Origin of the sequence: Pseudolysinimonas sp., from assembly GCF_051954455.1 — a bacterium.
Taxonomy (GTDB): Bacteria; Actinomycetota; Actinomycetes; order Actinomycetales; family Microbacteriaceae; genus Pseudolysinimonas.
Window position 1 is genome coordinate 25,642 of sequence record NZ_JBQCHS010000014.1, and the last position, 24,012, is coordinate 49,653.

Genomic DNA, 24,012 nt, shown 5'->3' on the forward strand with positions numbered 1-24,012 from the left:
TCCTACGGACACCCGAACGGGGGACGGCAACATCCGCAGCCGGATCATCTGCGGTCTCTCAGCGTCCGTCTCTCAGCGTCAGTCTCTCAGCGTCGATCTCCGTGTCGAAGTCTCACGCGGCCGGCCCGGCGATCAGGGTGACCGGGGCCTGGTGCGCGACGCCGCTCGCGTCCGTCCACGAGATCGAGATCTGATCGCCGACGCGGTGCGCCGCGATGGCCGCCTGCAGCCCGGCCGCGTCGCTGACCGCGGTGCCGTCGACCGCGGTGATCACGGAGCCGGCGGCGATGCCCGCCTGCGCCGCCGGCATCCCGTCGATCACGCCCGCGATCGTGGCGCCCCCGGACTGCTGGTCCGATGCCAGCTCGACACCGAGGAACGGCGGCAGGCCGATCATGATCGTGCCGCTCGCGTCGCCGGCGACGATCCGATCCACGACCGCCATCGCGGTCGTGATCGGGATGGCGTAACCGGTGACGTCGCGGCTGCCGGTGGAGGCGGCCGTCGCGATGCCCGCGACCTCGCCCTGGGCGTCGAGCACCGGGCCGCCGGAGTCGCCCGACTGGATGTCGGCGTCGAGCTCCACCAGCCCGCTCAGCGACTTCTGCGCGCCGGTCGACTCGTCGGCGACCTGGATCGTCTGCTGCAGCGCCGCGACGGTGCCGCTCGCGACGACCAGCTCGCCCGTGCCGCCCGCATTGCCGACGTCGGTGACGGTGTCGCCGACGCGGAGACCGCTCGCGTCGATCTTCGCGGCCGTCAGACCGGTGACCTTCGAGCCGTCGGCGTTCACGAGCTGGAGCACCGCCACGTCGTCGGTGGCGTCGGTGCCGACCACCTTCGCGGTGTACGTCTGGCCGGTGCTCTCGACGGTGACCGAGATCGAGGTCGACCCCTCGACGACGTGGTTGTTGGTGAGGATGCGGCCGTTGGCGGTCAGGATGACGCCCGTCCCGGCCGCCTCGGAGTTCCCGTCGTACCCGAGCTGCGACACGATTGTCACGACGCCCTTCTTCTGCGCGGCGGAGGCGGCCGTCGCGCTCGAGGTGGTGCCGGGGGCCGACGAGGAGCCGCCGGATCCGAACCCGTAGCCGCCGAACGGGGCGCGCTGCCCGCCGGTCGCGTTGCCGCCACGATAGATCCCGGGCTCGACCGTCGACCGCGACGTCGGCGCGATGAGGTGCTCGAGCAGACCGCCCGCGGCCACCGTGAGGCCGAGCCCGCTGGCGGCGACACCGAGGGCGAGCGCGGTGGCGCCGCCGATGATCACCCGCGTGCGGCGACGCGATGCGGGGGCGGAAGTCGGCTGCAGGGCCGGGGCGGTCGGGGGCGTGACGCGGTCGTCGGGGGTCGGGGTCTCATCCATGTCCTCATCGCACGCCCGATCTCTTGGCGGACCCTATGACGAGGCTGCGGCCTCGTCGAGAGCACGCTCGGCGTTCGACGAGCGGTCAGGATCCGCGCTTCATGTACCACTCGGTGAACGAGGCCGCACGGCCGTCGGGCGCGAAGCCGATGATCCAGAGGTTGTCGTAGACGACGCCGCGCTGCAGGTAGTCGGTCACCGCCTGCACGAAGGCGGTGTCGCCGTCCACGTGGATCGGGCCCACCTCGAAGGTCCACTCCCCCGGCTGGTCGGCGTGCTCGGTCCAGTTCGCCGCGATCGCGTCGACACCGGTGCGCGGCTCCTCCCACGGGGCGTCGCGGTAGACGGCGTCGTCGGTGAACAGGGCGCGGATGTCGGCCTCGGCGTTGCTCTCCCAGGCCCGGCGGTAGCCCTCGACCCAGGTGCTCACGGTCTGCGTGTCGGTCATGGCTCCGGTGTAGCGAGCTCCACCGACACCGGCGCGTCGCCCGTGAGCACGACCTTGCCGCGCACGTGACCGATCTCGAGGCGCTCGAACGCGTCGCGGACGCGGTCGAACGGATAGGCGGCGGCGATCGGCAGCTCGATCCGACCGGCGACCACCAGGGCCGCGAGCGCGCCGAGGGTGTCGAGGTCCGTCGGCCCGCGGCCGACCCGGCGGATGCCGAACGGCTCGGGATCGGTCGCGTTGGTGTTGATGCGCTCGGGGTCGACCCCGAGTTCGAGGAACTGGCGCACCGCGTCCGCGCCGTGGAGGTCGAAGGCGGCGGTGATGCCGTCCGGTGCCAGGGCGCGGACCGCGGCGACGAGACCGTCGCCGTACTCGACCGGCTCGACGCCGCGGGAGCGGAGCCAGTCGTGGTTGCCGCGCGACGCGCTGCCGATCACCCGGATGCCGCGGTGGACGGCGAGCTGCGTCAGCACCGTGCCGACGCCACCCGCCGCCGCGCTCACGAGGATCGTGTCGCCCGCGCGGAGATCCTGCGAGCCGAGCGCGTCCCAGGCGGTCTGGCCGGCGAGGGCGAGGCCGCCCGCGGTCTCCCAGTCGAGGCCGAGGGGCTTTCGTTCGAAGTAGCTCTCCGCCTGCACGAGCCGCTCCGCGAACGCACCGTCCGGGACGGAGCCGAAGACCTGGTCGCCCGCCACGAGCCGCTCGACGCCGGGACCGGTCGCCTCGACGATGCCGGCGAGCTCGCGTCCGATGCCCGCCGGGAAGGTCACGTCGTAGGGACCCGGCGCGGCGCGGCGCTTGTAGTCGGCCGGGTTGAGGCCGGCGGCCCGCAGAGCGACCCGCACCTCGCCCGGGCCGGGCTCGGCAACCGGCTCCTCGACCACCTGCAGGACCTCGGGACCCCCGAACCGGTCGAACCGGACCACGCGACTCACCCGTCCGATGCTACGCAGGGGTTGACCTCGCGGCCCGGTCGGCGCATCCTGGATGCAGATCAACTGATCGCCCAGAAGAGCCGGAGTCTTCGACCCGCCACTGGGCGATCAGTCTTTAACCGCCGGTGCGCTTGGATGGGCCCCATGCCGACGACGCTCGATCTCGCGCCGCTGACCGCGCCGATACCTCCCTCCGCCGTGCAGGCCTACCGGGCCGCCGCGCGGGCCTCCGGCGCTCCCTGGGCGGAGATGTCGCCGGCGCAGCTCATGAGCGCGGCCGTCGGTCTGCTCGCCGGCGGGATCGCGATCGTGATCTTCGGCGGCGTCGCCGCCACCACGATGGTGGGCGCGATCCGGAACGGTTCGCCGATCGGCGCGGTCATCGGACTGCTCTTCCTGATCCTCCCGATCGGCGGCGCCGTGGTGGTCGTGCGCCGTCTCCTGCGCAGCGGCGGACGCTGGGGTCGCTGGGCCCGCATCGACGCGTTCGCCCGGGCGAACGGCCTCGACTTCGCCCCGCAGGCGCTCATGCCGGGGTACCCCGGCCTGGTCTTCCAGCTGGGATCGCAGCGCATCGTGCGCGAGCACGTGAGCACGCGCACCGGGCGGTTCGTCGACATGGGCGGGTACGAGTACACGACGGGATCGGGCAAGAACCAGACGACCCACCACTGGAGCTTCCTGGCGATCCGGCTCGACCGCCGGCTCCCGAACATCGTGCTCGACTCGCGCCAGAACAACGGGGTCCTCGGCACCAACCTGCCGGTCGCGCTGGCCCGCGATCAGATCCTCCACCTCGAGGGCGACTTCGACCGGTACTTCACGCTGTACTGCCCGAAGGACTACGAGACCGACGCGCTCTACGTGTTCACGCCCGACCTCATGGCCCTCCTCATCGACGAGGCCGCGCCGTTCGACGTCGAGATCGTCGACGACTGGTTCTTCGCGTACTCCTCGCGGCCGCTCGACATGGACGACCCCTCGACGTATCAGCGCTTCTTCCGCATCGTCGACACCGTCGGCGCGAAAGCCGCCAGCCAGACCGAGCACTACCGCGATGACCGGGTCGCGAGCTCGATCGTCGGCGACGTGGTCGCGCCGCAGGGCGCGCGGCTGCGCCACGGCGTCTCGCTCGGCGCCGTGATCGGCGTCGTGGTGGTGGTCGGCTGGATCGGGTGGTCGATCGTGTCGCGGGTCACCGGCTTCTAGAAGCCCGGTCTCAGAAGCCCGGAGGAGGGGGCGCGACCGGCGCGGCGGCCGCCGCCCGCAGCTGCGCGCGCTCCGTCGAGATGCGCGTCAGAAGCGCCGCCTCGTCGAGCTGCGCCGACGCGCGATCCCGCCCCACGACGATCCGGTTGCGAGTCAGCGCCAGCCGGGTCGCATCCCGGATGTAGTTCTTCATCACGGGACGGACGCCGCGCATCGCCGCCCACGCCCGCGCCTGCCGACGCCCGCCCGGGGTGGCGATCGAGATGATGTCGCCCTGGTTGAACCAGCCGGCGGCGGCGTAGTCGCCGAGGCGCTGTTGGGTGAGCCGCACCTCGCGCCGCCGCAGAAGCACGACCATGACGATCGTGAGCACGAAGAGCGGCACCTGCACCACGAGGTAGTAGCCGAAGAAGTCGGAGACGAAGGAGAGCGAGCCGTTCCAGAACGCGTGCAGCAGCACCGCGGGGATCCAGCCGATGATCGCGAACAGGACGCCGAGCCAGCGGCCGCCGCGGAGCGCGGCGAGCCCGATGAAGAGACCGGTCATCGAGGTGAACATCGCGTGGGCGAAGGGCGACAGCAGCCCGCGCAGCACGAACAGGAAGATCACGTCGCCGAGGCTCTTCGCGTCGGCGATACCGAGCCCGAAGTACTGGATGTTCTCGCTGAACGCGAAGCCGGCGGCGACGGTCGCCGCGTAGACGATGCCGTCGACCGGCCCGTCGAAGTACTTGTTGGCGACGAGGAAGATCAGCAGGACGCCGAGCCCCTTCGCACCCTCCTCGACCATCGGCGCCTGCACCACGGCCTGCACGAACTCCGTGACGCCGTTGGGTCCACCGTGGGCCTTGATGAAGACCTGCGCCGCGGTGTCGACCAGGAGCGCGATGACGATCGATGACCCGGCTCCCCACAGGAAGGCGAAGATCCGCACCCCGATCGGCTCCGGCTCCCAGCGGTCGAGCCACCAGGCCCCGAGCAGGACGATCGTGAGCGGGATGAGCGCCATGAACCCGGCGATGAAGAGGATCGTGCCGCCCAGCACCAGCGCGAGGTACGCGATGACGAGCAGGATCGCGACCCCGACGACGATGTAGCCGATGATGGCGCCGAGGAGGATGCCGGTGTCGCGGCGCGGCCGCGCGAGCTGCGGCGGGTGGAGCGGCTGGGCCGCGTGCGCCTGCATGTCCGCGGGCGCCGCGAGCACGGCTCCCCCGACCGGCGCGCCCGGCGGCGGGCCGCCCTGGGGTGCGGGGGTGCTCATCGGACGATCTCGCGACGGCAGCGGTCGACGACGGCCGACGCGTACGACTCGAGCAGCTCGCGCAGCTTCGGCTGGAAGGTCTCGGCGATGCGCTCGGAGAGCTCCGGCTGCTCGCCGGCGCGCCCCGCCCCGCGGAGCCGACCCCAGTCGAGGAGGAGCCGCTCCGCCTCGGTCACCTGGGGGTCGAGCGGGTCGTCGCCCGACTCCTCGATCTCGCGTCGGTAGGGCTCGGCGACCGCCGGAGCCGGGAAGCCGTCGGCGACCGCGAACGCGAACATCGTCACGACCCGCTCGCCGAGGAACGGCACGATCTCCTCGTGCAGCTCGGCGGCATGGGCGTCGTTCTCCTCGACCATGCGCTCAGCCTAGGCGGCGGCGCGAGCCGGCCGGGGCCGCCCGATCGCGGGTCAGGCGGCGATGCGCGAGTCGGCCTCCGCGACCGCCGGGACGCCGTCGAAGACGCCCCGGCGGATCGCCTGGAAAACCTCCACCGCGGCCTGGGCGAGACGCCCGTGACTGCCGAGACCCGCCCGGCGGATGCGCACGTCGTCGTGGATCGCGACCGCGCTCACGGAGGCGGGATCCACGACGTGCGCGCCGAGGGAGCGAGCCCACGCGCTCGTCATCTCGGCCACCACCCGGTCGTTCGACACGATCCGGACGTCCTCGCCGCGTGCGAACGGACGCGTCCGCACGAGGGCTCGCGCGATCAGCCCGGGCCCGAGATAGCTGACGACCTGCTCGTCGCTCACCCACCCGGGCACGCCGAGCACGTCGTCCTGGTCCATGAGCAGCAGCTCCGGCAGCTCGTCACCGGCGTCGCGCCACGCGACGCGGTCGCGGGGGGCGAAGCCGTTCGTGTCGGGCCCCGCCGCGTCGACGATGCCCACCACGAAACCGCGCCCGCGTCGCGTCGGGCGCAGCCGGAGGCGGCCGACCGTGGGACGCGGCACCGCGAGACGCGCGGGGCGCTGCGCCGAGGGCACCGCGGTCAGCGTCGCCGTTCCGCGGCCCGTGCCGGCGGCCTGATCGACCGCACGGCTGCGAGCGGTGCGGCTGCTGGTGGTCCGAGGGGTGCTGGTCATGTTCATCGTGTCCGTCATCATCACGTCACTTGATGCAACCGACCCGACCGCCGGGGTATTCCGACTCCTCAGACCGCCTTGCCGGGGTTGAGGAGCCCGAGCGGGTCGAACACCGCCTTGAGCCCGCGCTGCAGTTCGAGGACGTCGTCGCCCAGCTCGTCGCGCAGCCAGCGGCGCTTCAGCAGACCGACCCCGTGCTCCCCCGTGAGGGTGCCGCCGAGCCGCAGGCAGGCCTGGAACAGCTCGTCCGCCGCCTCCCAGACGTGTGACGGCACCTCGACGAAGCCGTCCACGGTGTCGGCCTCGAACACGAAGTTGGGGTGGAGGTTGCCGTCGCCCGCGTGTGCGACGGTCGGGATCCGGATGCCGTACCTCTCCTGCACGGCCTCGATCGCGGCGAACATGGCGGGCAGCGCGCTCCGCGGCACCGCGACGTCCTCGATGAGAACCGCGCCCTGCGCCTCGTTGGAGGCGTGGAAGGCGCGCCGGATCTCGAACAGGCGCTCGCCGTCCTCGGGGGTCGCGCTGCGCTCCACCCGGCCGCCGAGGGTCCGGATGATCGTCTCCGCGTCCACCGCCTCCCGCTCGGCGGCGTCGCCGTCGGTCTGGACGAGCAGCTGCGCGCCGCGTCCGCCGAGATCGAGGTCGAGGTAGGCGCCGAGGCCGGCGAGCGCCGTCGCATCGAGCAGCTCCAGCACGGCGGGGCGGACCCCGCTCGCCACCATGACCGACGCGGCCCGCGCCGCCTGCTCCACGGAGTCGAAGGCGGCGGACAGGGTGACGGGCACCCCGCGCGGGACCGGCCGCAGCCGCAGGGTCGCCTCGGTGACGATGCCGAGGGTCCCCTCAGAGCCGATCATGAGGGCCGTCAGGTCGTAGCCCGTGACGCCCTTGACGGTGCGGTGACCGGTGCGAATGACGCGGCCGTCCGCGAGGACGACCTCGAGCGCCAGGACGGCCTCCCGGGTGACCCCGTACTTGACGCAGTGCAGACCACCCGCGTTCGTCGCGATGTTGCCGCCGACCGTCGAGATCGCGCGGCTCGCCGGGTCCGGCGCCCAGAACAGGCCGTGCGCGGCCAGCTGGTCGTTGAGATCGGCGTTGACGACGCCCGGCTCGACGACCGCGAGCTCGTCGTCCCGCGAGATCTCGAGCACCCGGGTCATCGACGCGGTCGAGACGACGAGCTCGCCGCCGCCCGCCTGCGCGGCGCCGGCGAGGCCGCTCCCCGCGCCGCGGGGCACGACCGGGATCCGGTGCGCCGTCGCGAACCGCATCGCCGCCTGCACGTCCGCGGTGCTGCGCGCCTCGACGACGGCGAGCGGCGGCTCGGAGGAGACATGGCCGGAGCGGTCTCCCTGGGCGGCCCGCAGCGCCACCGGGTCGGTGCGCACGACCTCGCCGAGCTCGCGACGCAGGGATTCCTGCAGGTCCATGTCGGGCGGGAGGGCGGAGACGGCCTCGATGCTCATCGGTTCAGCTTACGAAGCCCGCCGCCATGTCCGAATCCCGCTAGGCCCCGTCGGAGGCCCCTGCGAGGATGGGCGGCATGGGCGCTCTGGGCTTCGACGAGATGTACGGCGCCCTCGCGGCGCGCGACGCCCGCTTCGACGGGCAGTTCATCGCCGGGGTGCGCACGACCGGCATTTACTGCCGTCCGAGCTGCCCCGCGATCACGCCGAAACCGGGCAACGTGAGCTTCTTCCGCACCGCGGCCGCCGCCCACGAGGAGGGGCTGCGCGCCTGCAAGCGCTGCCAGCCGGACGCGGTGCCGGGATCCCCCGACTGGAACCTGCGCGACGACCTCGCCTCGCGGGCGATGCGCCTGGTGCAGGACGGCGTCGTGGAGCGCGAGGGGGTGGAGGGCCTCGCCCGCCGCCTGGGATACACCTCGCGGCACCTCACCCGGGTGCTGACCGCCGAGCTCGGCGCCGGGCCCCTGGCCCTCGCCCGGGCGCACCGCGCGCAGACCGCGCGGGCGCTCCTCGCCTCCACCGATCTGCCGGTCGGCGACATCGCGTTCGCCGCGGGCTTCGGGAGCCTGCGCCAGTTCAACGACACCATCGCCGAGGTCTACCGCGCGACGCCCACCGAGCTGCGGGCGCTGACCCGCCGGGGATCGCGAGGATCGGCTCCCGCGCATCCGGCGGACGGCGGCGCGGCGATCACGCTGCGGCTCCCCGCGCGGGCGCCCTTCGACGGGCCCGGGCTCCTGGCCTTCTTCGCCGACCACGCGATCCTCGGGCTCGAGGAGGGCGACGCGACGTCGTTCGCGCGGTCGCTGGCCCTCCCCCACGGCACGGCCGCGGTCCGGATCGCCCTCGACCCGGGTCAGCCCGGCGTGACCGTCGAGGCGCGGCTCGCCGACCTCGCCGACGTGCCGGCGCTCTCGGCCCGAGTGCGCCGGATGTTCGACCTCGACGCCGACTCCGTGGCCATCGACGAGGCGCTCGGCGCCGATCCGGTGCTGCGCCCGCTGGTGACGGACGTGCCCGGGATGCGGATCCCGGGGGTGGCGGCCGGCGAGGAGGCCCTGTTCCGCACCCTGGTGGGCCAGCAGATCTCGGTGGCGGCGGCGCGCACGGTCCTCGGCCGGCTCGTGACCGACCTCGGCGACGGCGCCTTCCCGACCGCGGCCGCGATCGCCGAGCACGGCGCCGACGTGCTGCGCGGCCCGGCGACCCGGGTCGCGACCATCGTGGGGGCGGCGCGCGCGATCGTCGACGGCGGGCTGCGTCTCGACGTGGAGACGCCCGCGGCCGAGCTGCGCCAGCGGCTCCTCGCCCTGCCGGGCATCGGGCCGTGGACCGCCGACTACCTCGCGCTCCGCGCGCTCGGCAACCCCGACACCTTCCTCGCCACCGATCTCGTGATCCGGCAGAGCGCCGCCGCGCGGGGGCTGCCCGACGCGGTCCGGGAGCTGACCGCGCGTGCGGGGGCGTGGGCTCCGTGGCGGTCGTACGCCGCGCTGCATCTCTGGCGGGCGCGGCCGGCCAAGGTGGTGCGGCAGGCGCCCGCGCGACCGGTCCGGTCGGCCGCGACGCGACGGGAGGCCGCGTGATCGTCACCACCGAGCGCCTCGTGCTCGAGAGCATCTCCCCCGCCCTCGCGGAGCGCATCGTCGCGGGCGCGCCGCTCCCGACCGACGCGGCCTGGCATCCCGGGTACCCGTTCGCCGACGAGCTGGTGCCGCTGCGCGGGCACGCCCGTGTCGCGGAGCCCGATCCGATCTTCACGATGTACCAGGTGCGCACCCGTGACGACGGGCTGGCGATCGGCGGCCTCGGATTCTTCGGGCCGCCGGAGGACGGCCGGGTCGAGCTCGGCTACGGCCTCGTCGCCGCGGCGCGCGGCCGGGGGTACGCGACGGAGGCGCTCCGCGCCGCCGTCGGGCTCGCGGCCCGGCACGGCGCGCGGTCCGTCGAGGCCGACACGGAGGAGGCGAACGCGGCGTCGCAGAACGTGCTGCGGAAGGCCGGGTTCCGCGAGACGCACCGCGACGGGGGCCTCGTCTTCTTCCGTCTCGAGCTCCCGGAGGATCCCTCCGCTCAGGACTAGTCTGAGGGCGCCCATGAACGTCTCCGTCGTGATCCCCGCCCGCAACGACGCGCCGATGCTCCGCCGTGCGCTGGGTGCGCTCGCCGTGCAGACGCGTCCCGCCGACGAGATCGTGATCGTGGACAACGGCTCGACCGACGACTCCGCCGATGTCGCCCGGGCGGCCGGCGCCCGCGTCGTCACGGAGCCGATCGCCGGCATCCCGCGGGCCTCCGCCGCGGGCTACGACGCCGCCCGCGGCGACCTCATCATGCGCATCGACGCCGACACCGTCGTGCCGCCGACCTGGATCGCCGACGCCCTCGCCGACTTCGCCGACCCGTCCGTCGATCTGCTCACGGGCCGGGCCACCTTCTACGGTGCCGGCCCGGTCACCCGCCGGCTCGGCAAGGCGTGGTGGGTGGGCGGCATGTACTGGTCGATGACGATCTGGCTCGGACATCCGCCTGTCTTCGGCTCGAACTTCGCGATGCGCCGCGAGGTGTGGACCCAGCTGCGCGGCGAGGTGCACCGCGAGACCCGCGGCATCCACGACGATCTCGATCTGAGCCTGCACATCAAACCGTGGATGACGGTGCGGCTCGACCCGAGCTGGACGGCGGAGATCTCCGCGCGCCCGTTCGCGAGCCTGCGCGGCCTGGCCCGTCGAGTCGGATGGGTCGTGCCGACGCTCCGTGGCCACGGGTCGCCGTGGCGGCGGAAGGCGCTCTGGGATCGCTGGCGCGAGGACGGCACCTGGGGTCCGCTCCCGGAATCGGACGGCCTCGCCGCCGACGCGCGCGCGGCGCGGGATCCGGGGTGGACGCCGGGCGACGAGACGCCCGGCGAGGGTCACGCCGTCGCGTAGAAGGCGAGCAGGTCCCGCGTGAGCTGGTGGGGCGCCGTCTCGCTCGGCGAGTGCCCGGTCTCGTAGCGGACGAACTGCGCCCCGATGCGCCCGGCCTGCCCCGCGGCGCGTTCCCACGGCCACAGGTCGTGCGTCCCGACGGCGACGAGCTTGGGGATCGGGAGCTCGCGCAGCTCCGCCTCGACGTCGGGCGTGTGGAGCATGAGGTCGACGATGTGGTCCACGCTGCGGCGGTCGGTGTGCGCGAACCGCGACCGGACGAACGCGAGCCGGCTCGCGTCGACCCGCGTGGCGTTGAGTTTGATGCCCGTCACCATGAAGAAGGCGCCGAGCCGCGGCCCCACGACGCCGGAGATCCGGCCGAGCCGCTTCATGTGGGCGAACCCGTTGCCGGTGTCGGGCGGCGTCGCGAGCAGCGCGAGCGAGCGGACGAGGTCGGGCCGACGCACGGCGACGAGCTGCGCGACCGTGCCGGCGAACGAGTAGCCGAGCAGATGCGCGGGGTCGCCGTCCTCGAGGAGCGCGACCAGGTCGTCGACGAACAGGTCGTACGTGTAGCGGCCGCCGCGCGCCGGGCCGGCCGCGCCCGACTCGTACTGCCCGGCGAGGTCGACGGCCTGGACGAAGTACCCGGCCTCGGCGATGGGCGGCATGACGAGGATGAAGTCCTCCTTCGATCCCGTCACGCCGGGGGCGAGGACGACGCGCGGATGCGTCGGGTCGCCGAGCGAGATGACGGCGAGTTCGCCGCTCGGCGCCGCGAACCGCGACGCGACGGTTCCCGGCGGGAGGGCGGCCCAGTCGACCTCGGGGAGGGCGGCGTCCCGCCGCGCCGCCTCGTCCTCCACGGCGGTCAGGCTAGCGCGTCAGGCGGAGCCGTTCCCGCCGCCGTTGCCGTTGACCGGTGCGCTGACGGTCGGCTCGTCCCCGAGTTGGAGGCCGCCGTTGCTGTTGGCCCCCATCGTCATGATCTCGAGCCACTGGCGGTTGAGCTCGATGTTGCGACTGCCGTAGTACTTGAAGAACAGCGGGATGTCGGGGGCGATCCACGCGGCGCTGTGGCCGTCGCCGACCGCCAGGTCGTCCTTCCAGTTGAGGAAGAAGCCCTCGCCGCGGCGCAGCTTGCTGGCCACGACGGCCTGCAGGTGGGCCATGACCCGGTCATCCATGTCGATCTCGATGCCCTGACCGCCGTAGAGGATCTTGCCCATCCTGCGAACTGTACGGAGGCTGTCTGAGAGGTGTCGACCCCTTGCGGGCGACGGTGCCGCGCCGGTAGGGCGGAGACATGCCAGGAACGCGCAACAGCTCGCTCAAGAACCCCGACATGTACGAGGAGCTCCGCAAGCAGGGCGACTCGAAGGAGAAGGCCGCACGGATCTCGAACGCCGCAGCGCGGGACGGGAAGAAGGCGGTCGGACATCGCGGCGGCGAGTCCGGCTCCTACGACGACTGGACGGTGGCCGACCTCCGCAAGCGGGCGAAAGAGCTCGGCCGCCACGGCTACTCGAGCCTTCCGAAGCAGAAGCTCATCGCCCTCCTCCGCGACGGAGACTGAACGGGTCGAGGAGCGCCGAAGGCGCGTATCGAGGCCCCTCCCCCAGGCTCACGCGAGGTCTCGATGCGCCGCTGCGCGGCTACTCGACCCGCGACGAGGGTTCGCCTGGGACGCTCGCCGGGTGATCGCGACCTATATCCTCCGCTGCGGTGACGGCAGCTACGACGTCGGAAGCACCCGTGATCTCGAGCACCGGATCGAACAACACCACTCGGGCCGCGGCGGCGACGACACGAGCAGCGGATGCCGGTGTTGCTGGTCTGGCACTACGAGTCGGACCGGATCGACGAGGCCTACGAAGGTCTCGTTACGCCGCTGCGCGGCTACTCGACCCGCGGGAGGGGTCAGGCGGACTTCTTCTTCGCGGCGGGCTTCTTCGCGGGTGACTTCTTCGCGGCGGGCTTCGATGCGCCGCGCTTCTCCTCGACGGAGCGTCGGAGCGCCTCCATGAGGTCGAGGACCTCGCCGCCGCCCTCGGTCTCGCGGCCGAACGTCGCCTCGGTGTCGACGGTGTCGCCCTGCTCGAGCTTCGCCTCGACGAGGGTGCGCAGCTGCTCCTGGTACTCGTCGGTGAACTTCTCGGGCTGGAAGTCGCTCGCGAAGCTGTCGACGAGCTGCCGCGACATCTTCAGCTCCGCGTCGGTGATCCGCGGGGTCTCGTCGAGCTCCGGGAAGCGGGCCTCGCGCACCTCGTCGTCGTAGAGCAGCGTCTGCAGCGTGAGCACGCCGTCCCGCACCCGCAGCGCCGCGAGCCGGGTGCGCTGCCGCAGCGCGAACTGCACGATCGCCGTGCGGTCGGTGTCCTCGAGGGTCCGCATGAGGAGCACGTACGCCTTGTTCGATTTCGAGTCCGGGGCGAGGTAGTAGCTCTTCTCGAACATGATCGGGTCGATCTGCTCGGTGGGCACGAACTCCACGACGTCGATGTCCTTCGACCGCTCCGCCGGAAGCGCCTTGAGGTCGTCGTCGGTCAGCACCACGGTCTGGTCGCCGTCGACGTAGGCCTTCGCGATATGCTCGTAGTCGACCGTCTCGCCGTCGATCTCGCAGACGCGCTTGTAGCGGATCCGGCCGCCGTCCTTGTCGTGCACCTGGTGCAGCGGCACGTCGTGGTCCTCGGTCGCGGAGTAGAGCTTCACGGGCACGTTGACGAGCCCGAAGCTCAGGGAGCCCTTCCAGATGGACCGCATGCTGAGCATTCTCCCCGGCTATGTGGACGGTGTACACCCCGCTGGCTAGCGTCGCCTCATGGCGAAGGACTCCGAGCAGTTCGTCAGCGTGGGCGGCCATCGGCTCCGTCTCACCAACCTCGAGAAGGTCATGTATCCGGAGACGGGGACGACCAAGGGCGAGGTGATCGACTACTACTCGCGCGTCGCCGAGTACCTGATCCCGCACGCCGCCGACCGGCCCGCCACCCGCAAGCGCTGGGTCAGCGGGGTGGACGGTCCGATGTTCTTCGAGAAGAACATGCCCGACGGCGCGCCGTCGTGGATCAAGGTCCGCAGCATCCAGCACAAGGACCACGTCAACGAGTACCCGGTCGTCAACGACCTGGCGACGCTCGTCTGGATCGCGCAGCAGGCGGCGCTCGAGATCCACGTGCCGCAGTGGCGCTTCGGGCGTAACGGCGCCCGGAAGAACCCGGACCGCATGGTCCTCGACCTCGACCCCGGCGAGGGCGCGGGTCTGCCCGAGTGCGTCGAGGTCGCGAAGCTCGTCCGGGGGATCCTGAGGGGCATGGGCCTCGACCCGATGCCGGTGACGAGCGGGTCGAAGGGCATCCATCTCTACGCCGCGCTCGACGGTTCGCAGTCGAGCGACCAGGTGTCGGCGGTGGCCAAGGAGCTGGCGCGCGCGCTGGAGGCGGACCACCCGGACCTCGTCGTCAGCGACATGAAGAAGGCGGTGCGCGGCGGCAAGGTGCTGCTCGACTGGTCGCAGAACAACGGCGCCAAGACGACGATCGTGCCGTACTCGCTGCGCGGGCGGTCGCAGCCGTTCGTCGCCGCGCCGCGCACGTGGGCGGAGCTGACACGGCCGGGGCTGCGCCACCTGACGTTCGACGAGGTCCTCGCCCGGCTGAAGAAGAAGGGCGACCCGCTCGCGGAGCTCTCGGCGGGGCGTGTGGACGACTCCCTCGGTCAGTACCGCTCGATGCGCACCAAGGGCGTCACGCCCGAGCCGTTCGGCGACGTCGCGGGGAGCGACCCCACGTGGAAGCCGGACCCGGCGAACCCGCACTTCGTCATCCAGGAGCACCACGCCACGCGGCTCCACTACGACTTCCGGCTGGAGCGCGACGGCGTGCTCGTCAGCTGGGCGGTCCCGAAGGGCGTGCCGACCGATCCGAAGCAGAACCATCTCGCGGTGCACGTCGAGGACCACCCGTTCGACTACGGCACCTTCGAGGGCACCATCCCGAAGGGCGAGTACGGCGCCGGCGAGGTGGCGATCTGGGATCGCGGCCGCTACTCCCTCGAGAAGTGGCGCGACGGCACCGAGGGCGACGGGCACGGCCGGAAGGAGGAGGGCCAGAAGGGCGAGATCATCCTGACCATCCACGGCGAGAAACACGGCTCGCACCGCCTCGCGCTCATTCAGACGTCGACGGGCGACGACGCCAGGAACTGGATGCTGCACCTCATGAAGGATCAGGATCCGGTCGACTGGGATGCCGAGGGCGGCCCGGAGAACACGCGCACCGGCGAGAAGTGGCACGGGCACCGCTCCGTCTCGTCGGGGCGGAAGGGGCTGACCCGAGGCAAGACCGTCATCGGAGGCCGCAGCAGCGCCAACACGATCGCGCCCATGCTCGCCACGCTCGGCTCCGTCGTCGAGTTCGAGGGCGGAGCCGACTGGGCGTACGAGATGAAGTGGGACGGGATCCGCGCGGTCGCGACGATCACCGGAGACGAGGTCACGCTGCGCACCCGCAACGGGCTCGACGTGACGGCGAGCTACCCCGAGATCGCCGAGACGCTGCCGGAGGCGCTCCGTGGCAGCGCGACGGTGCTCGACGGCGAGATCGTCGCCCTCGACGCGCAGGGGCGGCCGAGCTTCGGGCTCCTCCAGCAGAGGATGGGCCTCAGCAAGCCGGGCGACGTCGAGCGGGCGCGGACGCGGACGCCCGTGACGTACTTCGTCTTCGACGTGCTCGACGACCCGAAGGCGACCTACGACGAGCGGCGTGCGCGGCTGAGCGGCGAGGTGCACGACGCCGGCTCGATCGTGGTGCCGCCGGACGCCGGGCGCGACCTGAGGAATGCCCTCGCCACGAGCGCGAAGCTCGGCCTCGAGGGCGTGATGGCGAAGCGACGCGACAGCCCGTACCGGGTGGGCAAGCGCAGCCGCGACTGGATCAAGCTGAAGCACCACCGCACGCAGGAGGTCGTGGTCGGCGGCTGGCGCCCCGGGAAGGGCGCCCGCGCCGACACGGTCGGGTCGTTGCTGCTCGGGGTGCGCGACGGCGACGGGTTCCGCTACGTCGGGCGGGTGGGGACCGGATTCGCCGAAAGGGAGCTGCAGATCCTCCGCGCGCGCCTCGACCGCATCGGCCGGAAGACGAGCCCGCTCGAGGGCGTGCCGAGCGGGGACGCACGGGACGCGCACTGGGTGACCCCGAGCCTCGTCGGCGAGGTCGAGTACGCCGAACTCACGGCCGACGGGCGCTTGCGCCAGCCGTCATGGCGCGGCTGGCGCACCGACAAGGATCCGCAGGACGTGGTGGACGAGCGGGTCGAGTAGGCCGGCCGACGCGCTCAGTGCGCCGGCAGCGTGATCGCCCCGGTCATCGCCTCGATCCCGCTGAGCCGCTCGGGCGACAGCACTTTGCGCACCTGCTCGTCGGTCATGAGACCGGCCTCGACCACCAGGTCCGCGATGGAGGCGTTGGTGGTGAGCGCCGTGTGGGCGAGCGTGGCCGCCGCCGCGTAGCCGATGTAGGGCGTCAGCGCGGTGACGACGCCGACGTTCGTCTCGACCTCGGCGGCCAGCCTCGCGGTGTTGGCCGTGATCCCGTCGACGCAGTTCACGCGGAGTGTCCGGCAGGCGTTCGTCATCCAGGCGAGCGACTGCAGGATGCTGTGCGCGATCACGGGCTCGAACGCGTTGAGCTGCAGCTGGCCGGCCTCCGCGGCGGCGGTGACCGTCGCATCCGCGCCGATCACGCTGAACGCGACCTGGTTCACGACCTCGGGGATGACCGGGTTGACCTTGCCGGGCATGATGCTCGAGCCCGCCTGCCGCGCGGGCAGATGGATCTCGTTGAGCCCCGCCTGCGGGCCCGAGGAGAGCAGGCGCAGGTCGTTGCAGATCTTGGAGAGCTTGACGGCGGCGCGCTTCAGGATGCCGCTCAGGGTCATGAAGATGCCGGCGTCGGCGGTCGCCTCGATGAGATCGGGCGCCGTCTCCTGCGGGATGCCGGTGAGCTCCTCGAGGTGCCGGCGCACCACCTCCGCATAGCGGGGGTCGGCGGTGATGCCGGTGCCGATCGCGGTCGCGCCGAGGTTGATCTCGTTGAGCCACAGGATGCACTCGTGCAGCCGGTCGTAGTCCTCCTGCAGGGTGTGCGCGAAGCCGCTGAACTCCTGCCCGAGGGTCATCGGCACGGCGTCCTGCAGCTGGGTGCGCCCGACCTTGAGGATGTGGCCGAACTCCAGACCCTTCGCGGCGAAGCTCGCCGTGAGCTTCGCGTGCTCCTCGAGCAGCCGCTGGACCCCGAACACCATCGCGAGCTTGATCGCGGTCGGATACACGTCGTTCGTCGACTGGCTGCGGTTGACGTCGTCGATGGGATGCAGCGCGGCGTAACTGCCGAACGGCAGTCCCATGGCCTCGAGGCCCGCGTTCGCGATGACCTCGTTCGTGTTCATGTTGGTGCTGGTGCCGGCGCCGCCCTGGATCGCGCCCACGACGAACTGGTCGTGCAGCTCGCCGTGCACGATCCGCTCGCACACGGCGTCGATGACGTCCGCCTTGGCCGGTTCGAGGTCACCGAGATCGCGGTTCGCGCGGGCGGCGGCCTGCTTGACCCGCGCGAGCGCGCGCACGAGGTCCGGGTAGTTGGAGATGGACCGACGCGTGATCGGGAAGTTGATCAGCGCGCGGGCGGTGTGGATGCCCCAGTGGACCCCGGCGGGGATCTGCATGGAACCGAGGGAGTCGGTCTCGGTCCTCGTGGGACCGTCGCCTGTCAGGAGTTCGGACGCGTCGTCGGGTCCGGTGGTGGTGACCATGGCTCTATCTCAGCACCCCTTGAGGGGGCACCACCACGGGGGAATCGCGGCGCGCCGCACGCCGCCCCTACGGTGGCGGTGGGGGTTAGGACATGCACTCATACCGGGTGCTGGGGATTCTCGCGCTGAGCGCGATCGTGCTGGCGGTGATGTTCTTCACCGTCGTGGACATCTCGATCGACGGCGCGAACGGGTGCCTGGCCGAGCGCGCGGCGTGCCGCGATCGCGACGTGCCGACGTCGGCCATCGTCTCCGCGGTGCTCGGCGTGGTCGCGCTGCTCGGCTCCATGCCGCTCGCGGCGGGGTGGATCGTCGGAATGCACCGCCGCCCCGAGCCCGACCATCCGGCGCCCAGACGGCCGGAGCGCCCCCCGCTGCTCCTCGAGGACGAGCTGTGACCCCGGCGACCGCAGGCCGGCACTGCTCCGGCGACGGCTGCGAGCACGACCTCTTCTCCACGGTGACCCCCCGCCCGATGCCGATGCCGCGGCACCGCGTGGCGCCGGGGCGGCATCACCGTGCCGAGGCCGTGCCGTCGAGCCGGTCGACCGAGAGGACGCGGAGCACCGCCGCCCCCTGATCCGCCGACGCCTCGAGGTCGACGGAGGCGGTGATCCCCCAGTCGTGATCGCCGGCCGGGTCGACGAGCACCTGACGCACCCGCCAGGTACCGGGCGCCCCCTCCGGCCGCTCGTCGATGCGCACCATGCGGGCGCTGCGGGCATCGGCGTCGGTGCGGATCTCGTCGTGCTCGTCGAAGTACGCGTCGAGGGCCTCCGGCCATCCGACGTCGGGGTCGAGTGCGACCAGCTCGTCGTCGCGCTGCAGCGCGGCGAGGCGCACCCGGCGCCAGAGCTCGTTGCGGACGAGGGTCGCGAAGGCGCGGGAGTTGGCCGTGACCGGGGGTTGAGCAGCCGCCGAGGGCGCCGTGCCGAGACCATCCCCGGGAAGGTCTCGATACGCGGCTTCGCCGCCGCTCGACCCGCTCGCGAGCGCCTCCCACTCCTCCAGGAGCGACGAGTCGGTCTGACGCACGATCTCGCCGAGCCAGTCGATGAGGTCGCGCAGTTCCGGGGTCCGCGCCTCCTCGGGGATCGTCTGGCGCGCCGCCCGGTAGGCGTCGGAGAGGTAGCGCAGCACGAGGCCCTCGCTCCGACCGAGCTGGTAGTACGCGACGAACTCGGCGAACGTGAACGCCTTCTCCCACAGATCGCGCACCACCGACTTCGGCGACAGCTCGAAGTCGCGCACCCACGGCTGGCTCGCCGCGAAGGTCTCGAAGGCCTGCTCGAGGAGCTCCGCGAGCGGCTTCGGCCAGGTCACCTCCTCGAGGAGCTCCATGCGCTCCTCGTACTCGATGCCCTCCGCCTTCATCGCCGCGACGGCCTCGCCGCGTGCCCGGAACTCCTGCTGCACGAGGATCGCGCGCGGGTCGTCCAGCGTCGCCTCGAGCACGGAGATCACGTCCAGCGGGTAGTCGGCCGAATCCGGGTCGAGCAGCTCGAACGCGGCGAGCGCGAAGGGCGAGAGCGGCTGGTTGAGGGCGAAGTCCTCGGGGAGGTCGAGGGCGAGTGAGATGACGGCGGTGCCGTCGAATCCGCCGCCCTCCTGGCGCACCACGCCCGCGGTGCGCAGGGTGCGGTAGATCTGGATCGCCCGCCGCGCGAGCGCGCGCCGCCGCTCCGGCGGTTCGTGGTTGTCGAACACGAGGGCGCGGACGTCCTCGAACGGGTCGCCGTGCGGTCGCCCGATGACGTTGATGATCATCGCGGCCGTGACGCGCATCGACGACGCGAGGGTCTCGGGCACGCCCGCGACGAGCTTCTCGAACGAGGCGGGGCCCCACGAGACGAAGCCCTCCGGCGCCCGCTTCTTCGGTCCCTGCTTGCCGTTCCGGCCGGCTTTTGCCCTCGCCTCCGCCTTGGCCGCGGCGAGCGCGTTCTCGATCTCGTGCTCGGGGGCCTCGGCGACGACCTCGCCCTCGGTGTCGTAGCCGGCGCGCCCCGCGCGCCCCGCGACCTGATGGAACTCGCGGGCGGTGAGCTGCCGCATCCGGGTGCCGTCGAACTTGGTGAGCCCCGTGAGGAGGACGGTGCGGATCGGCACGTTGATGCCGACTCCGAGCGTGTCGGTGCCCGCGATCACCCGGAGCAGACCGCGTTGGGCCAGCTGCTCGACGAGGCGGCGGTACTTGGGCAGCATCCCGGCGTGGTGCACGCCGACGCCGGCCCGGATGAGGCGCGACAGCACGTTGCCGAAGCCGGCGGAGAAGCGGAAGCCCGCGATCTCCTCGGCGATGCGGTCGCGCTGCTCCCGGCTCGCGACTTTGGCCGAGAGCAGGGCCTGGGCGCGCTCGACCGCCGCGGCCTGCGCGAAATGGACGACGTAGACCGGCGCGAGGCCGTCGCGGAGGAGGTCGTCGATCGTCTCGTGCACGGGGGTCGTCGCGTAGCGGTACCGCAGCGGCACCGGCCGTTCGACACCGGTCACCCGGGCGACCTCCACCCCGGTGCGCCGCTCGAGGTCCTCGGCGATCGCCGACACGTCACCGAGCGTCGCCGACATGAGAACGAAGCGGCTGCGGTGCAGGAGCAGCAACGGCACCTGCCAGGCCCATCCGCGATCCGGGTCCGCGTAGAAGTGGAACTCGTCCATGACGACGGTCTCGTCGACCAGCCCGTCGGCGCCGTGCCGGAGCGCCCGGTTCGCGAGGATCTCGGCAGTGCAGCAGATGATCGGCGCGTCGGGGTTCACGGCGGAGTCGCCCGTCACCATGCCGACGTTCTGCGCGCCGAAGACCTCGACGAGCTGGAAGAACTTCTCGCTGACGAGCGCCTTGATGGGCCCCGTGTACCAGGAGCGGCGACCGCGGGCGAGCGACGCCGCGTGCGCCGCGATCGCGACCAGGGACTTGCCGGTGCCGGTCGGCGTGCTCAGCACGAGGTGGCGGTCGAGCACCAGCTCGAGCACCGCCTCCTCCTGAGCGGGGTACAAGCGGATGCCGCTCGCGCGGACCCAGGCGTCGAACGCGCCCACGAAAGCGTCCGGATCCCAGGGGCGCGGCAGGGCGTCGGTCAGCACGCTCCAGCGTCCCACGAACCGGGCGTGTACCCCTGAGGGGGGCGGACGGGGGCAGTATCGTACGTGCATCCGTCGCCCTAGAATCCGAGAGGACGCCGAATCCCGGCGTGTCGAGTGGAGGCGGGCCGGTGGCAGACGAGGACGTGCGCGTTCCCGCGGGCTGGTACCCCGATCCCCTCGGGCTGCCCCAGCTGCGTTGGTGGGACAACCACGCGTGGACCGAGCACGTCTCGGACGCACGGCAGCCGATGGTGGCTCAGGAGGCACCGGCGACCCGCCTGGCCTACGCCGACCCGGAGCCGGAGACCGTCGGGGACGAGATCGACGAGGCGACGATCCAGCTGAGCCGTCGCGCTCGCCGTGAGCGCGAGCGCAGCGCCGACGAGCCGGATTCGGTTCTCGGCACCCCGCAGACGGCGCCCGCGTTCGGCGATCCGATGCTCTCGCTCGAGGCGCCGGAGCGAGAGCAGGTCTCGGTCGCCGAGCCGTCGCCCGCCGCCCGCCTCGCCGCATCCGGCCTCGTCGACGAGGCCCCGACGGGCGCGGCCTACGACCTGGGCACACGCTTCGACGACCTGCTCGGTGCACCGAGCTCCCCGCGCTCGGCCTTCGCCCACGCGAGCGCGAGCACGGCGAGCTTCGTGCCCGACGCCGGGGCGGAGGCGTTCCCCGAGCCGCGTTCCGTCGCCGAGCCCGACGCCGCGCCCCTCCGCGAGCGCACGTCGCACCGCCTCGAGTCCGGCCTCCACCTCGGCACGGCGCCGGTCTGGATCATGACCCTGCTGCCGGTCTACATGCTCATGGTCGGTCTCGTCCTGCTCCTCGCGAGCGGCGGCACCGACCAGTCGCTCGTCGCGGGGATCGCGATGTTCGCGGTCACCTGGGTCGGCGGCATCGTGCTCGCCGTCGTCGACAATGCGATGCTGCGCCGCCGCGGCCTCGAGCGCCCCGCCTCCTGGGCCTGGGCCGTTCTCGGCGTGCTCGTCTACCTCATCGCGCGCCTCATGCGGACGGTCCGCGAGACCGGCACTGGCTTCGGGCCGCTCCTCACCTTCCTCGTGCTCGGCGGCCTCCTGCTCGCGGCGATCCTCGCGGTGCCGGGACTCGTCATGCAGGTCGCGCCCGCCACCTTCTCGCAGCAGGCGCAGATCGCCATCGAGTCGGACGCGGCCGCCCTCGGAGCGGACATCCGCGTGGAGTGCCCCACGGTGCCACCGCTCCTCGTGCAGCAGAACATGGTGTGCCAGGCGACGCGCATGAACGGCGACGTGCAGCGCTTCGAGGTGACGGTGAGCCTGCAGCGACTCAACGGCTGGATCGACTGGCACGTCGACGACTGGGGTGTCTTCAGCGCGAGCTGATCGACACCCCGAACGGGGAGGCGACCGCCGAACGACGCCTCCCTAGACTCGCAAACGCACACGGCGGAAGGACGGCAGGCGGCAGATGACCGACCAGGCGATCCGCGTCGTGGGCGCGGGCTGGTACGAGGATCCGGCGGACGTCGGCCGCGTGCGCTGGTGGAACGGCGTGGCCTGGACCGAGCACACCAACCCGAAGCCGGGGCTCGAATCGGGGCAGGTCGCCGCCGCGCTCACCGGGTCGGTCGCGGTCGTGCCGACCTCGACGAGGACCTCGGCCGCCGTCCCTGAGGAGCCGCGGGCCGCGCTCCCCCAGCTCACCCGTCGGCAGGCGATCGAGGCGGAGGGCGGGCGCTCGGCGTCCGAGCCCGTCCGCAGTCAGACGGGGGTCGTGTGGCTCATCGCGCTGCTGCCCGTCATCGCGTTCGTGCTCGCGCTCGGTGCCGGTTACGTCTACTTCTACGTCGCGCCCAGCCCGTTCGTGGCGCTCATCCTGGCGGTGCCGTACCTGCTCGGCCTGCTGTGGGCGCTGTCCGACAGCCGCCAGCTGCGGGCCCGCGGCTTCGCGGCGCCGAGCCCGCTCTGGGCCCTGCTGACCCCGCTCGGCTACCTCATCGCGCGACGTCTGCGGGTGCCGGGATCGGCGGCAGTCGTGATCTTCGCCGTCACCGCGGTGCTCGGGCTGATCGTGCCGGGCGTGCTGTTCTCCACCGGGGCGGTGCGCAACGTCACGCTCGCGATCGGGATCCAGCGCGAGGCGCAGCTGCGATTCGTCAGCACCGAGATCCTCGGCTCGGTCAGCTGCCCGCCCGTCGTCGAGAGCATCGCCCCCGGCACCGTGTTCGCGTGCCAGGCGACGACCACCCGCGGGGTCCCGACCCAGGTCTGGGTCAGCATCGACTCCGCCGACGGCGCGTTCAGCCTGGCCCGCGCCGTCTGACGTCGATCCGACCGCCCAGGAGACGAACGTGGCAACGATGCGCCCGAACCCGGCGTCCTCCGTGGCGCGCGCGCAGCGTGCCACTCGCGCCGAACGTGCCGCGAAGCCCCCCGCCGCCGCCGTCGCCCTCCGCCCGCTCGGCTACCTGCTGATCGGCCTCGTGTGGGCGGCGCTCTCGGTTGTCGCGCTCGCCCTTCCGGTGGCACTCCCGGCCGGACTCGTCTCGACGGGAGCGGGTCCGACCTCCGAGATCCTCGGCCGTTTCGATCCGTTGCTGGCGATCCTGTCGATCGTGTTCTTCGGAGGCTTCATCGCACCGCTGCTCGGATACGTCTTCCTCGCGCTGCCATTCGCCTGCATCCCCCTCGCGGTGCTCTCCTTCACCTACGTCGGGCGCAGCCTGCGCCCGAGCTATCGGCACGAGAGGCTCTCCACCTCCGAGTGGTCGTGCAACGTCATCGGACCGGTGACGGTGCTGCCGACGGCGCTGTCCCTCCTCCCCGTCCGGATCACGCCCTGGACGCGTTTCTGGGCGGGGCTCTACGTCCTCGGCTGGGTGCCGGGCCGCGCGCTCCTCATCGCCGCGGTTCCGGCCGGGATCGGCTACTTCGTCACGGTCATCTGGATCCTGTGGCCGCTGCACAGCATCGTCGCCATCGTCATCTGGGCACTCGTCTCGGCGGCGATCGTCGCGGTCGTCGTCGTGCTGGTGGTGCGCGCCGCACGGCAACGGCTGGGTGGGCTGCGACCGGCTCCCGAGCGGGAGTAGTCGCGACCTTCCTCCGAGGGTGCTGGCAAGCGCCGACGGGGTGTCGGGCATCCCGGGGTCGGGCCTACCCTGTCGGCATGGCTGGACGACACCTCTCCCACGCCGGCGACGACGACGTCGAGTATCCCGTCGGTCTGCCGAACGGCGGCGACAGCGCACCGGGCCGCCGCGAGCGCCTGATCGATCCCGGAGCCCGGATCTCCGAGGGGACGAGCGTGACCGTCGACATGGAGGCCATGCCCACCAGGCCGCATGCCGCGCCGTCGGATTCGAACCCGGACGCGCTCGTGGAAGGCGGCAAGGTCGGCGACGGCCACGAGCTGGAGTGACGGCTCGCGTTCACCGCGGCAT

General features: G+C 72.3%; 23 protein-coding genes. 11 read left to right on the plus strand and 12 right to left on the minus strand.

Annotation, left to right across the window (positions count from 1 at the left end; genetic code table 11):
- Positions 1-112: 112 nt before the first annotated feature.
- The 3 genes from ACTHM3_RS05800 to ACTHM3_RS05810 form a co-directional block, all read right to left on the minus strand.
- The gene (locus tag ACTHM3_RS05800; protein ID WP_440405156.1) at positions 113-1,366 is read right to left on the minus strand and encodes a S1C family serine protease; all 1,254 of its coding nucleotides are present in this window, start codon (positions 1,364-1,366) and stop codon (positions 113-115) included.
- Positions 1,367-1,451: 85 nt separating this feature from the next.
- Positions 1,452-1,814 (minus strand): nuclear transport factor 2 family protein, encoded by a 363-nt coding sequence (locus tag ACTHM3_RS05805; RefSeq protein ID WP_440405157.1) that lies wholly within the window; start codon positions 1,812-1,814, stop codon positions 1,452-1,454.
- Complete coding sequence (locus tag ACTHM3_RS05810; RefSeq protein WP_440405158.1) at positions 1,811-2,752, minus strand: NADP-dependent oxidoreductase; 942 nt, start codon at positions 2,750-2,752, stop codon at positions 1,811-1,813. The genes ACTHM3_RS05805 and ACTHM3_RS05810 overlap by 4 nt, the downstream gene beginning before the upstream one ends.
- A gap of 144 nt (positions 2,753-2,896) precedes the next feature.
- Between ACTHM3_RS05810 and ACTHM3_RS05815 the strand changes: the two genes are divergently transcribed.
- Complete coding sequence (locus tag ACTHM3_RS05815; RefSeq protein WP_440405159.1) at positions 2,897-3,961, plus strand: hypothetical protein; 1,065 nt, start codon at positions 2,897-2,899, stop codon at positions 3,959-3,961.
- A gap of 10 nt (positions 3,962-3,971) precedes the next feature.
- On the opposite strand, the gene ACTHM3_RS05820 is transcribed toward ACTHM3_RS05815, so the two are convergent.
- The 4 genes from ACTHM3_RS05820 to ACTHM3_RS05835 form a co-directional block, all read right to left on the minus strand.
- On the minus strand, positions 3,972-5,225 hold the full coding sequence (locus ACTHM3_RS05820; protein WP_440405160.1) for a PrsW family intramembrane metalloprotease: 1,254 nt from the start codon (positions 5,223-5,225) through the stop codon (positions 3,972-3,974).
- A complete protein-coding gene (locus ACTHM3_RS05825) occupies positions 5,222-5,581 on the minus strand; it encodes a hypothetical protein (RefSeq protein WP_440405161.1) in 360 nt (119 codons plus the stop codon). The genes ACTHM3_RS05820 and ACTHM3_RS05825 overlap by 4 nt, the downstream gene beginning before the upstream one ends.
- A gap of 51 nt (positions 5,582-5,632) precedes the next feature.
- Positions 5,633-6,310 carry a hypothetical protein gene (locus ACTHM3_RS05830; RefSeq protein ID WP_440405162.1) on the minus strand — a complete coding sequence of 226 codons (678 nt, stop codon included), beginning with the start codon at positions 6,308-6,310 and terminating at the stop codon, positions 5,633-5,635.
- Between the two features lie 68 nt (positions 6,311-6,378).
- The gene (locus ACTHM3_RS05835) at positions 6,379-7,782 is read right to left on the minus strand and encodes an FAD-binding oxidoreductase (protein ID WP_440405163.1); all 1,404 of its coding nucleotides are present in this window, start codon (positions 7,780-7,782) and stop codon (positions 6,379-6,381) included.
- Between the two features lie 77 nt (positions 7,783-7,859).
- Here ACTHM3_RS05835 and ACTHM3_RS05840 point away from each other — a divergent pair, with 77 nt between their 5' ends.
- From ACTHM3_RS05840 to ACTHM3_RS05850, 3 genes are read left to right on the plus strand one after another with little or no spacing between them, the layout of a single operon-like run.
- Positions 7,860-9,371, plus strand: coding sequence for a DNA-3-methyladenine glycosylase 2 family protein (locus ACTHM3_RS05840; protein ID WP_440405164.1), 1,512 nt, complete (start codon positions 7,860-7,862; stop codon positions 9,369-9,371).
- Positions 9,368-9,868, plus strand: a complete 501-nt coding sequence (locus tag ACTHM3_RS05845; RefSeq protein ID WP_440405165.1) for a GNAT family N-acetyltransferase — start codon at positions 9,368-9,370, stop codon at positions 9,866-9,868. Before ACTHM3_RS05840 ends, ACTHM3_RS05845 begins: the two co-directional genes overlap by 4 nt.
- A gap of 13 nt (positions 9,869-9,881) precedes the next feature.
- On the plus strand, positions 9,882-10,715 hold the full coding sequence (locus ACTHM3_RS05850) for a glycosyltransferase family 2 protein (RefSeq protein ID WP_440405166.1): 834 nt from the start codon (positions 9,882-9,884) through the stop codon (positions 10,713-10,715).
- Here ACTHM3_RS05850 and ACTHM3_RS05855 read toward each other — a convergent pair.
- Both ACTHM3_RS05855 and ACTHM3_RS05860 read right to left on the minus strand, forming a co-directional pair.
- A complete protein-coding gene (locus tag ACTHM3_RS05855) occupies positions 10,700-11,563 on the minus strand; it encodes an alpha/beta fold hydrolase (RefSeq protein ID WP_440405167.1) in 864 nt (287 codons plus the stop codon). The genes ACTHM3_RS05850 and ACTHM3_RS05855 overlap by 16 nt on opposite strands.
- 18 nt (positions 11,564-11,581) lie before the next feature.
- Positions 11,582-11,926: a DUF7882 family protein gene (locus ACTHM3_RS05860; protein ID WP_440405168.1), complete on the minus strand. Its 345-nt coding sequence runs from the start codon at positions 11,924-11,926 to the stop codon at positions 11,582-11,584.
- A gap of 77 nt (positions 11,927-12,003) precedes the next feature.
- On the opposite strand from ACTHM3_RS05860, the gene ACTHM3_RS05865 reads away from it, so the two are divergent.
- Positions 12,004-12,273, plus strand: coding sequence for a DUF7218 family protein (locus tag ACTHM3_RS05865; protein ID WP_440405169.1), 270 nt, complete (start codon positions 12,004-12,006; stop codon positions 12,271-12,273).
- A 344-nt stretch (positions 12,274-12,617) separates the two neighbouring features.
- Here the strand turns inward: ACTHM3_RS05865 and ku are convergent, their stop codons facing one another.
- On the minus strand, positions 12,618-13,463 hold the full coding sequence (gene ku / locus ACTHM3_RS05870) for a non-homologous end joining protein Ku (RefSeq protein ID WP_440405170.1): 846 nt from the start codon (positions 13,461-13,463) through the stop codon (positions 12,618-12,620).
- A 58-nt stretch (positions 13,464-13,521) separates the two neighbouring features.
- Here ku and ACTHM3_RS05875 point away from each other — a divergent pair, with 58 nt between their 5' ends.
- Positions 13,522-16,020, plus strand: a complete 2,499-nt coding sequence (locus ACTHM3_RS05875; RefSeq protein ID WP_440405171.1) for an ATP-dependent DNA ligase — start codon at positions 13,522-13,524, stop codon at positions 16,018-16,020.
- A gap of 14 nt (positions 16,021-16,034) precedes the next feature.
- On the opposite strand, the gene ACTHM3_RS05880 is transcribed toward ACTHM3_RS05875, so the two are convergent.
- Positions 16,035-17,510 carry an aspartate ammonia-lyase gene (locus ACTHM3_RS05880; protein WP_440405172.1) on the minus strand — a complete coding sequence of 492 codons (1,476 nt, stop codon included), beginning with the start codon at positions 17,508-17,510 and terminating at the stop codon, positions 16,035-16,037.
- A 92-nt stretch (positions 17,511-17,602) separates the two neighbouring features.
- On the opposite strand from ACTHM3_RS05880, the gene ACTHM3_RS05885 reads away from it, so the two are divergent.
- On the plus strand, positions 17,603-17,908 hold the full coding sequence (locus ACTHM3_RS05885; RefSeq protein ID WP_440405173.1) for a hypothetical protein: 306 nt from the start codon (positions 17,603-17,605) through the stop codon (positions 17,906-17,908).
- 115 nt (positions 17,909-18,023) lie between these two features.
- Here ACTHM3_RS05885 and ACTHM3_RS05890 read toward each other — a convergent pair whose 3' ends face one another.
- Positions 18,024-20,606, minus strand: coding sequence for a DEAD/DEAH box helicase (locus tag ACTHM3_RS05890; RefSeq protein ID WP_440405174.1), 2,583 nt, complete (start codon positions 20,604-20,606; stop codon positions 18,024-18,026).
- 113 nt (positions 20,607-20,719) lie between these two features.
- On the opposite strand from ACTHM3_RS05890, the gene ACTHM3_RS05895 reads away from it, so the two are divergent.
- The 4 genes from ACTHM3_RS05895 (at position 20,720) to ACTHM3_RS05910 (ending at position 23,990) form a co-directional block, all read left to right on the plus strand.
- Entirely contained in the window at positions 20,720-21,952 is a 1,233-nt protein-coding gene (locus tag ACTHM3_RS05895; RefSeq protein WP_440405175.1) for a DUF2510 domain-containing protein, read from the plus strand.
- Between the two features lie 85 nt (positions 21,953-22,037).
- Positions 22,038-22,892: a DUF2510 domain-containing protein gene (locus tag ACTHM3_RS05900; protein WP_440405176.1), complete on the plus strand. Its 855-nt coding sequence runs from the start codon at positions 22,038-22,040 to the stop codon at positions 22,890-22,892.
- Positions 22,893-22,920: 28 nt separating this feature from the next.
- A complete protein-coding gene (locus ACTHM3_RS05905) occupies positions 22,921-23,661 on the plus strand; it encodes a hypothetical protein (protein ID WP_440405177.1) in 741 nt (246 codons plus the stop codon).
- A gap of 77 nt (positions 23,662-23,738) precedes the next feature.
- Positions 23,739-23,990, plus strand: coding sequence for a hypothetical protein (locus ACTHM3_RS05910; protein ID WP_440405178.1), 252 nt, complete (start codon positions 23,739-23,741; stop codon positions 23,988-23,990).
- Positions 23,991-24,012: the final 22 nt, after the last annotated feature.

Excerpts from the sequence above, each read along its gene's own strand:
- ACTHM3_RS05800 (WP_440405156.1), bottom strand. The coding sequence starts at position 1,366 with ATGGATGAGACCCCGACCCCCGACGACCGCGTCACGCCCCCGACCGCC.
- ACTHM3_RS05805 (WP_440405157.1), bottom strand. The coding sequence starts at position 1,814 with ATGACCGACACGCAGACCGTGAGCACCTGGGTCGAGGGCTACCGCCGG.
- ACTHM3_RS05815 (WP_440405159.1), top strand. The coding sequence starts at position 2,897 with ATGCCGACGACGCTCGATCTCGCGCCGCTGACCGCGCCGATACCTCCC.
- ACTHM3_RS05820 (WP_440405160.1), bottom strand. The coding sequence starts at position 5,225 with ATGAGCACCCCCGCACCCCAGGGCGGCCCGCCGCCGGGCGCGCCGGTC.
- ACTHM3_RS05825 (WP_440405161.1), bottom strand. The coding sequence starts at position 5,581 with ATGGTCGAGGAGAACGACGCCCATGCCGCCGAGCTGCACGAGGAGATC.
- ACTHM3_RS05830 (WP_440405162.1), bottom strand. The coding sequence starts at position 6,310 with ATGACCAGCACCCCTCGGACCACCAGCAGCCGCACCGCTCGCAGCCGT.
- ACTHM3_RS05835 (WP_440405163.1), bottom strand. The coding sequence starts at position 7,782 with ATGAGCATCGAGGCCGTCTCCGCCCTCCCGCCCGACATGGACCTGCAG.
- ACTHM3_RS05840 (WP_440405164.1), top strand. The coding sequence starts at position 7,860 with ATGGGCGCTCTGGGCTTCGACGAGATGTACGGCGCCCTCGCGGCGCGC.
- ACTHM3_RS05850 (WP_440405166.1), top strand. The coding sequence starts at position 9,882 with ATGAACGTCTCCGTCGTGATCCCCGCCCGCAACGACGCGCCGATGCTC.
- ACTHM3_RS05860 (WP_440405168.1), bottom strand. The coding sequence starts at position 11,926 with ATGGGCAAGATCCTCTACGGCGGTCAGGGCATCGAGATCGACATGGAT.
- ACTHM3_RS05865 (WP_440405169.1), top strand. The coding sequence starts at position 12,004 with ATGCCAGGAACGCGCAACAGCTCGCTCAAGAACCCCGACATGTACGAG.
- ku (WP_440405170.1), bottom strand. The coding sequence starts at position 13,463 with ATGCGGTCCATCTGGAAGGGCTCCCTGAGCTTCGGGCTCGTCAACGTG.
- ACTHM3_RS05875 (WP_440405171.1), top strand. The coding sequence starts at position 13,522 with ATGGCGAAGGACTCCGAGCAGTTCGTCAGCGTGGGCGGCCATCGGCTC.
- ACTHM3_RS05880 (WP_440405172.1), bottom strand. The coding sequence starts at position 17,510 with ATGGTCACCACCACCGGACCCGACGACGCGTCCGAACTCCTGACAGGC.
- ACTHM3_RS05885 (WP_440405173.1), top strand. The coding sequence starts at position 17,603 with ATGCACTCATACCGGGTGCTGGGGATTCTCGCGCTGAGCGCGATCGTG.
- ACTHM3_RS05900 (WP_440405176.1), top strand. The coding sequence starts at position 22,038 with ATGACCGACCAGGCGATCCGCGTCGTGGGCGCGGGCTGGTACGAGGAT.
- ACTHM3_RS05910 (WP_440405178.1), top strand. The coding sequence starts at position 23,739 with ATGGCTGGACGACACCTCTCCCACGCCGGCGACGACGACGTCGAGTAT.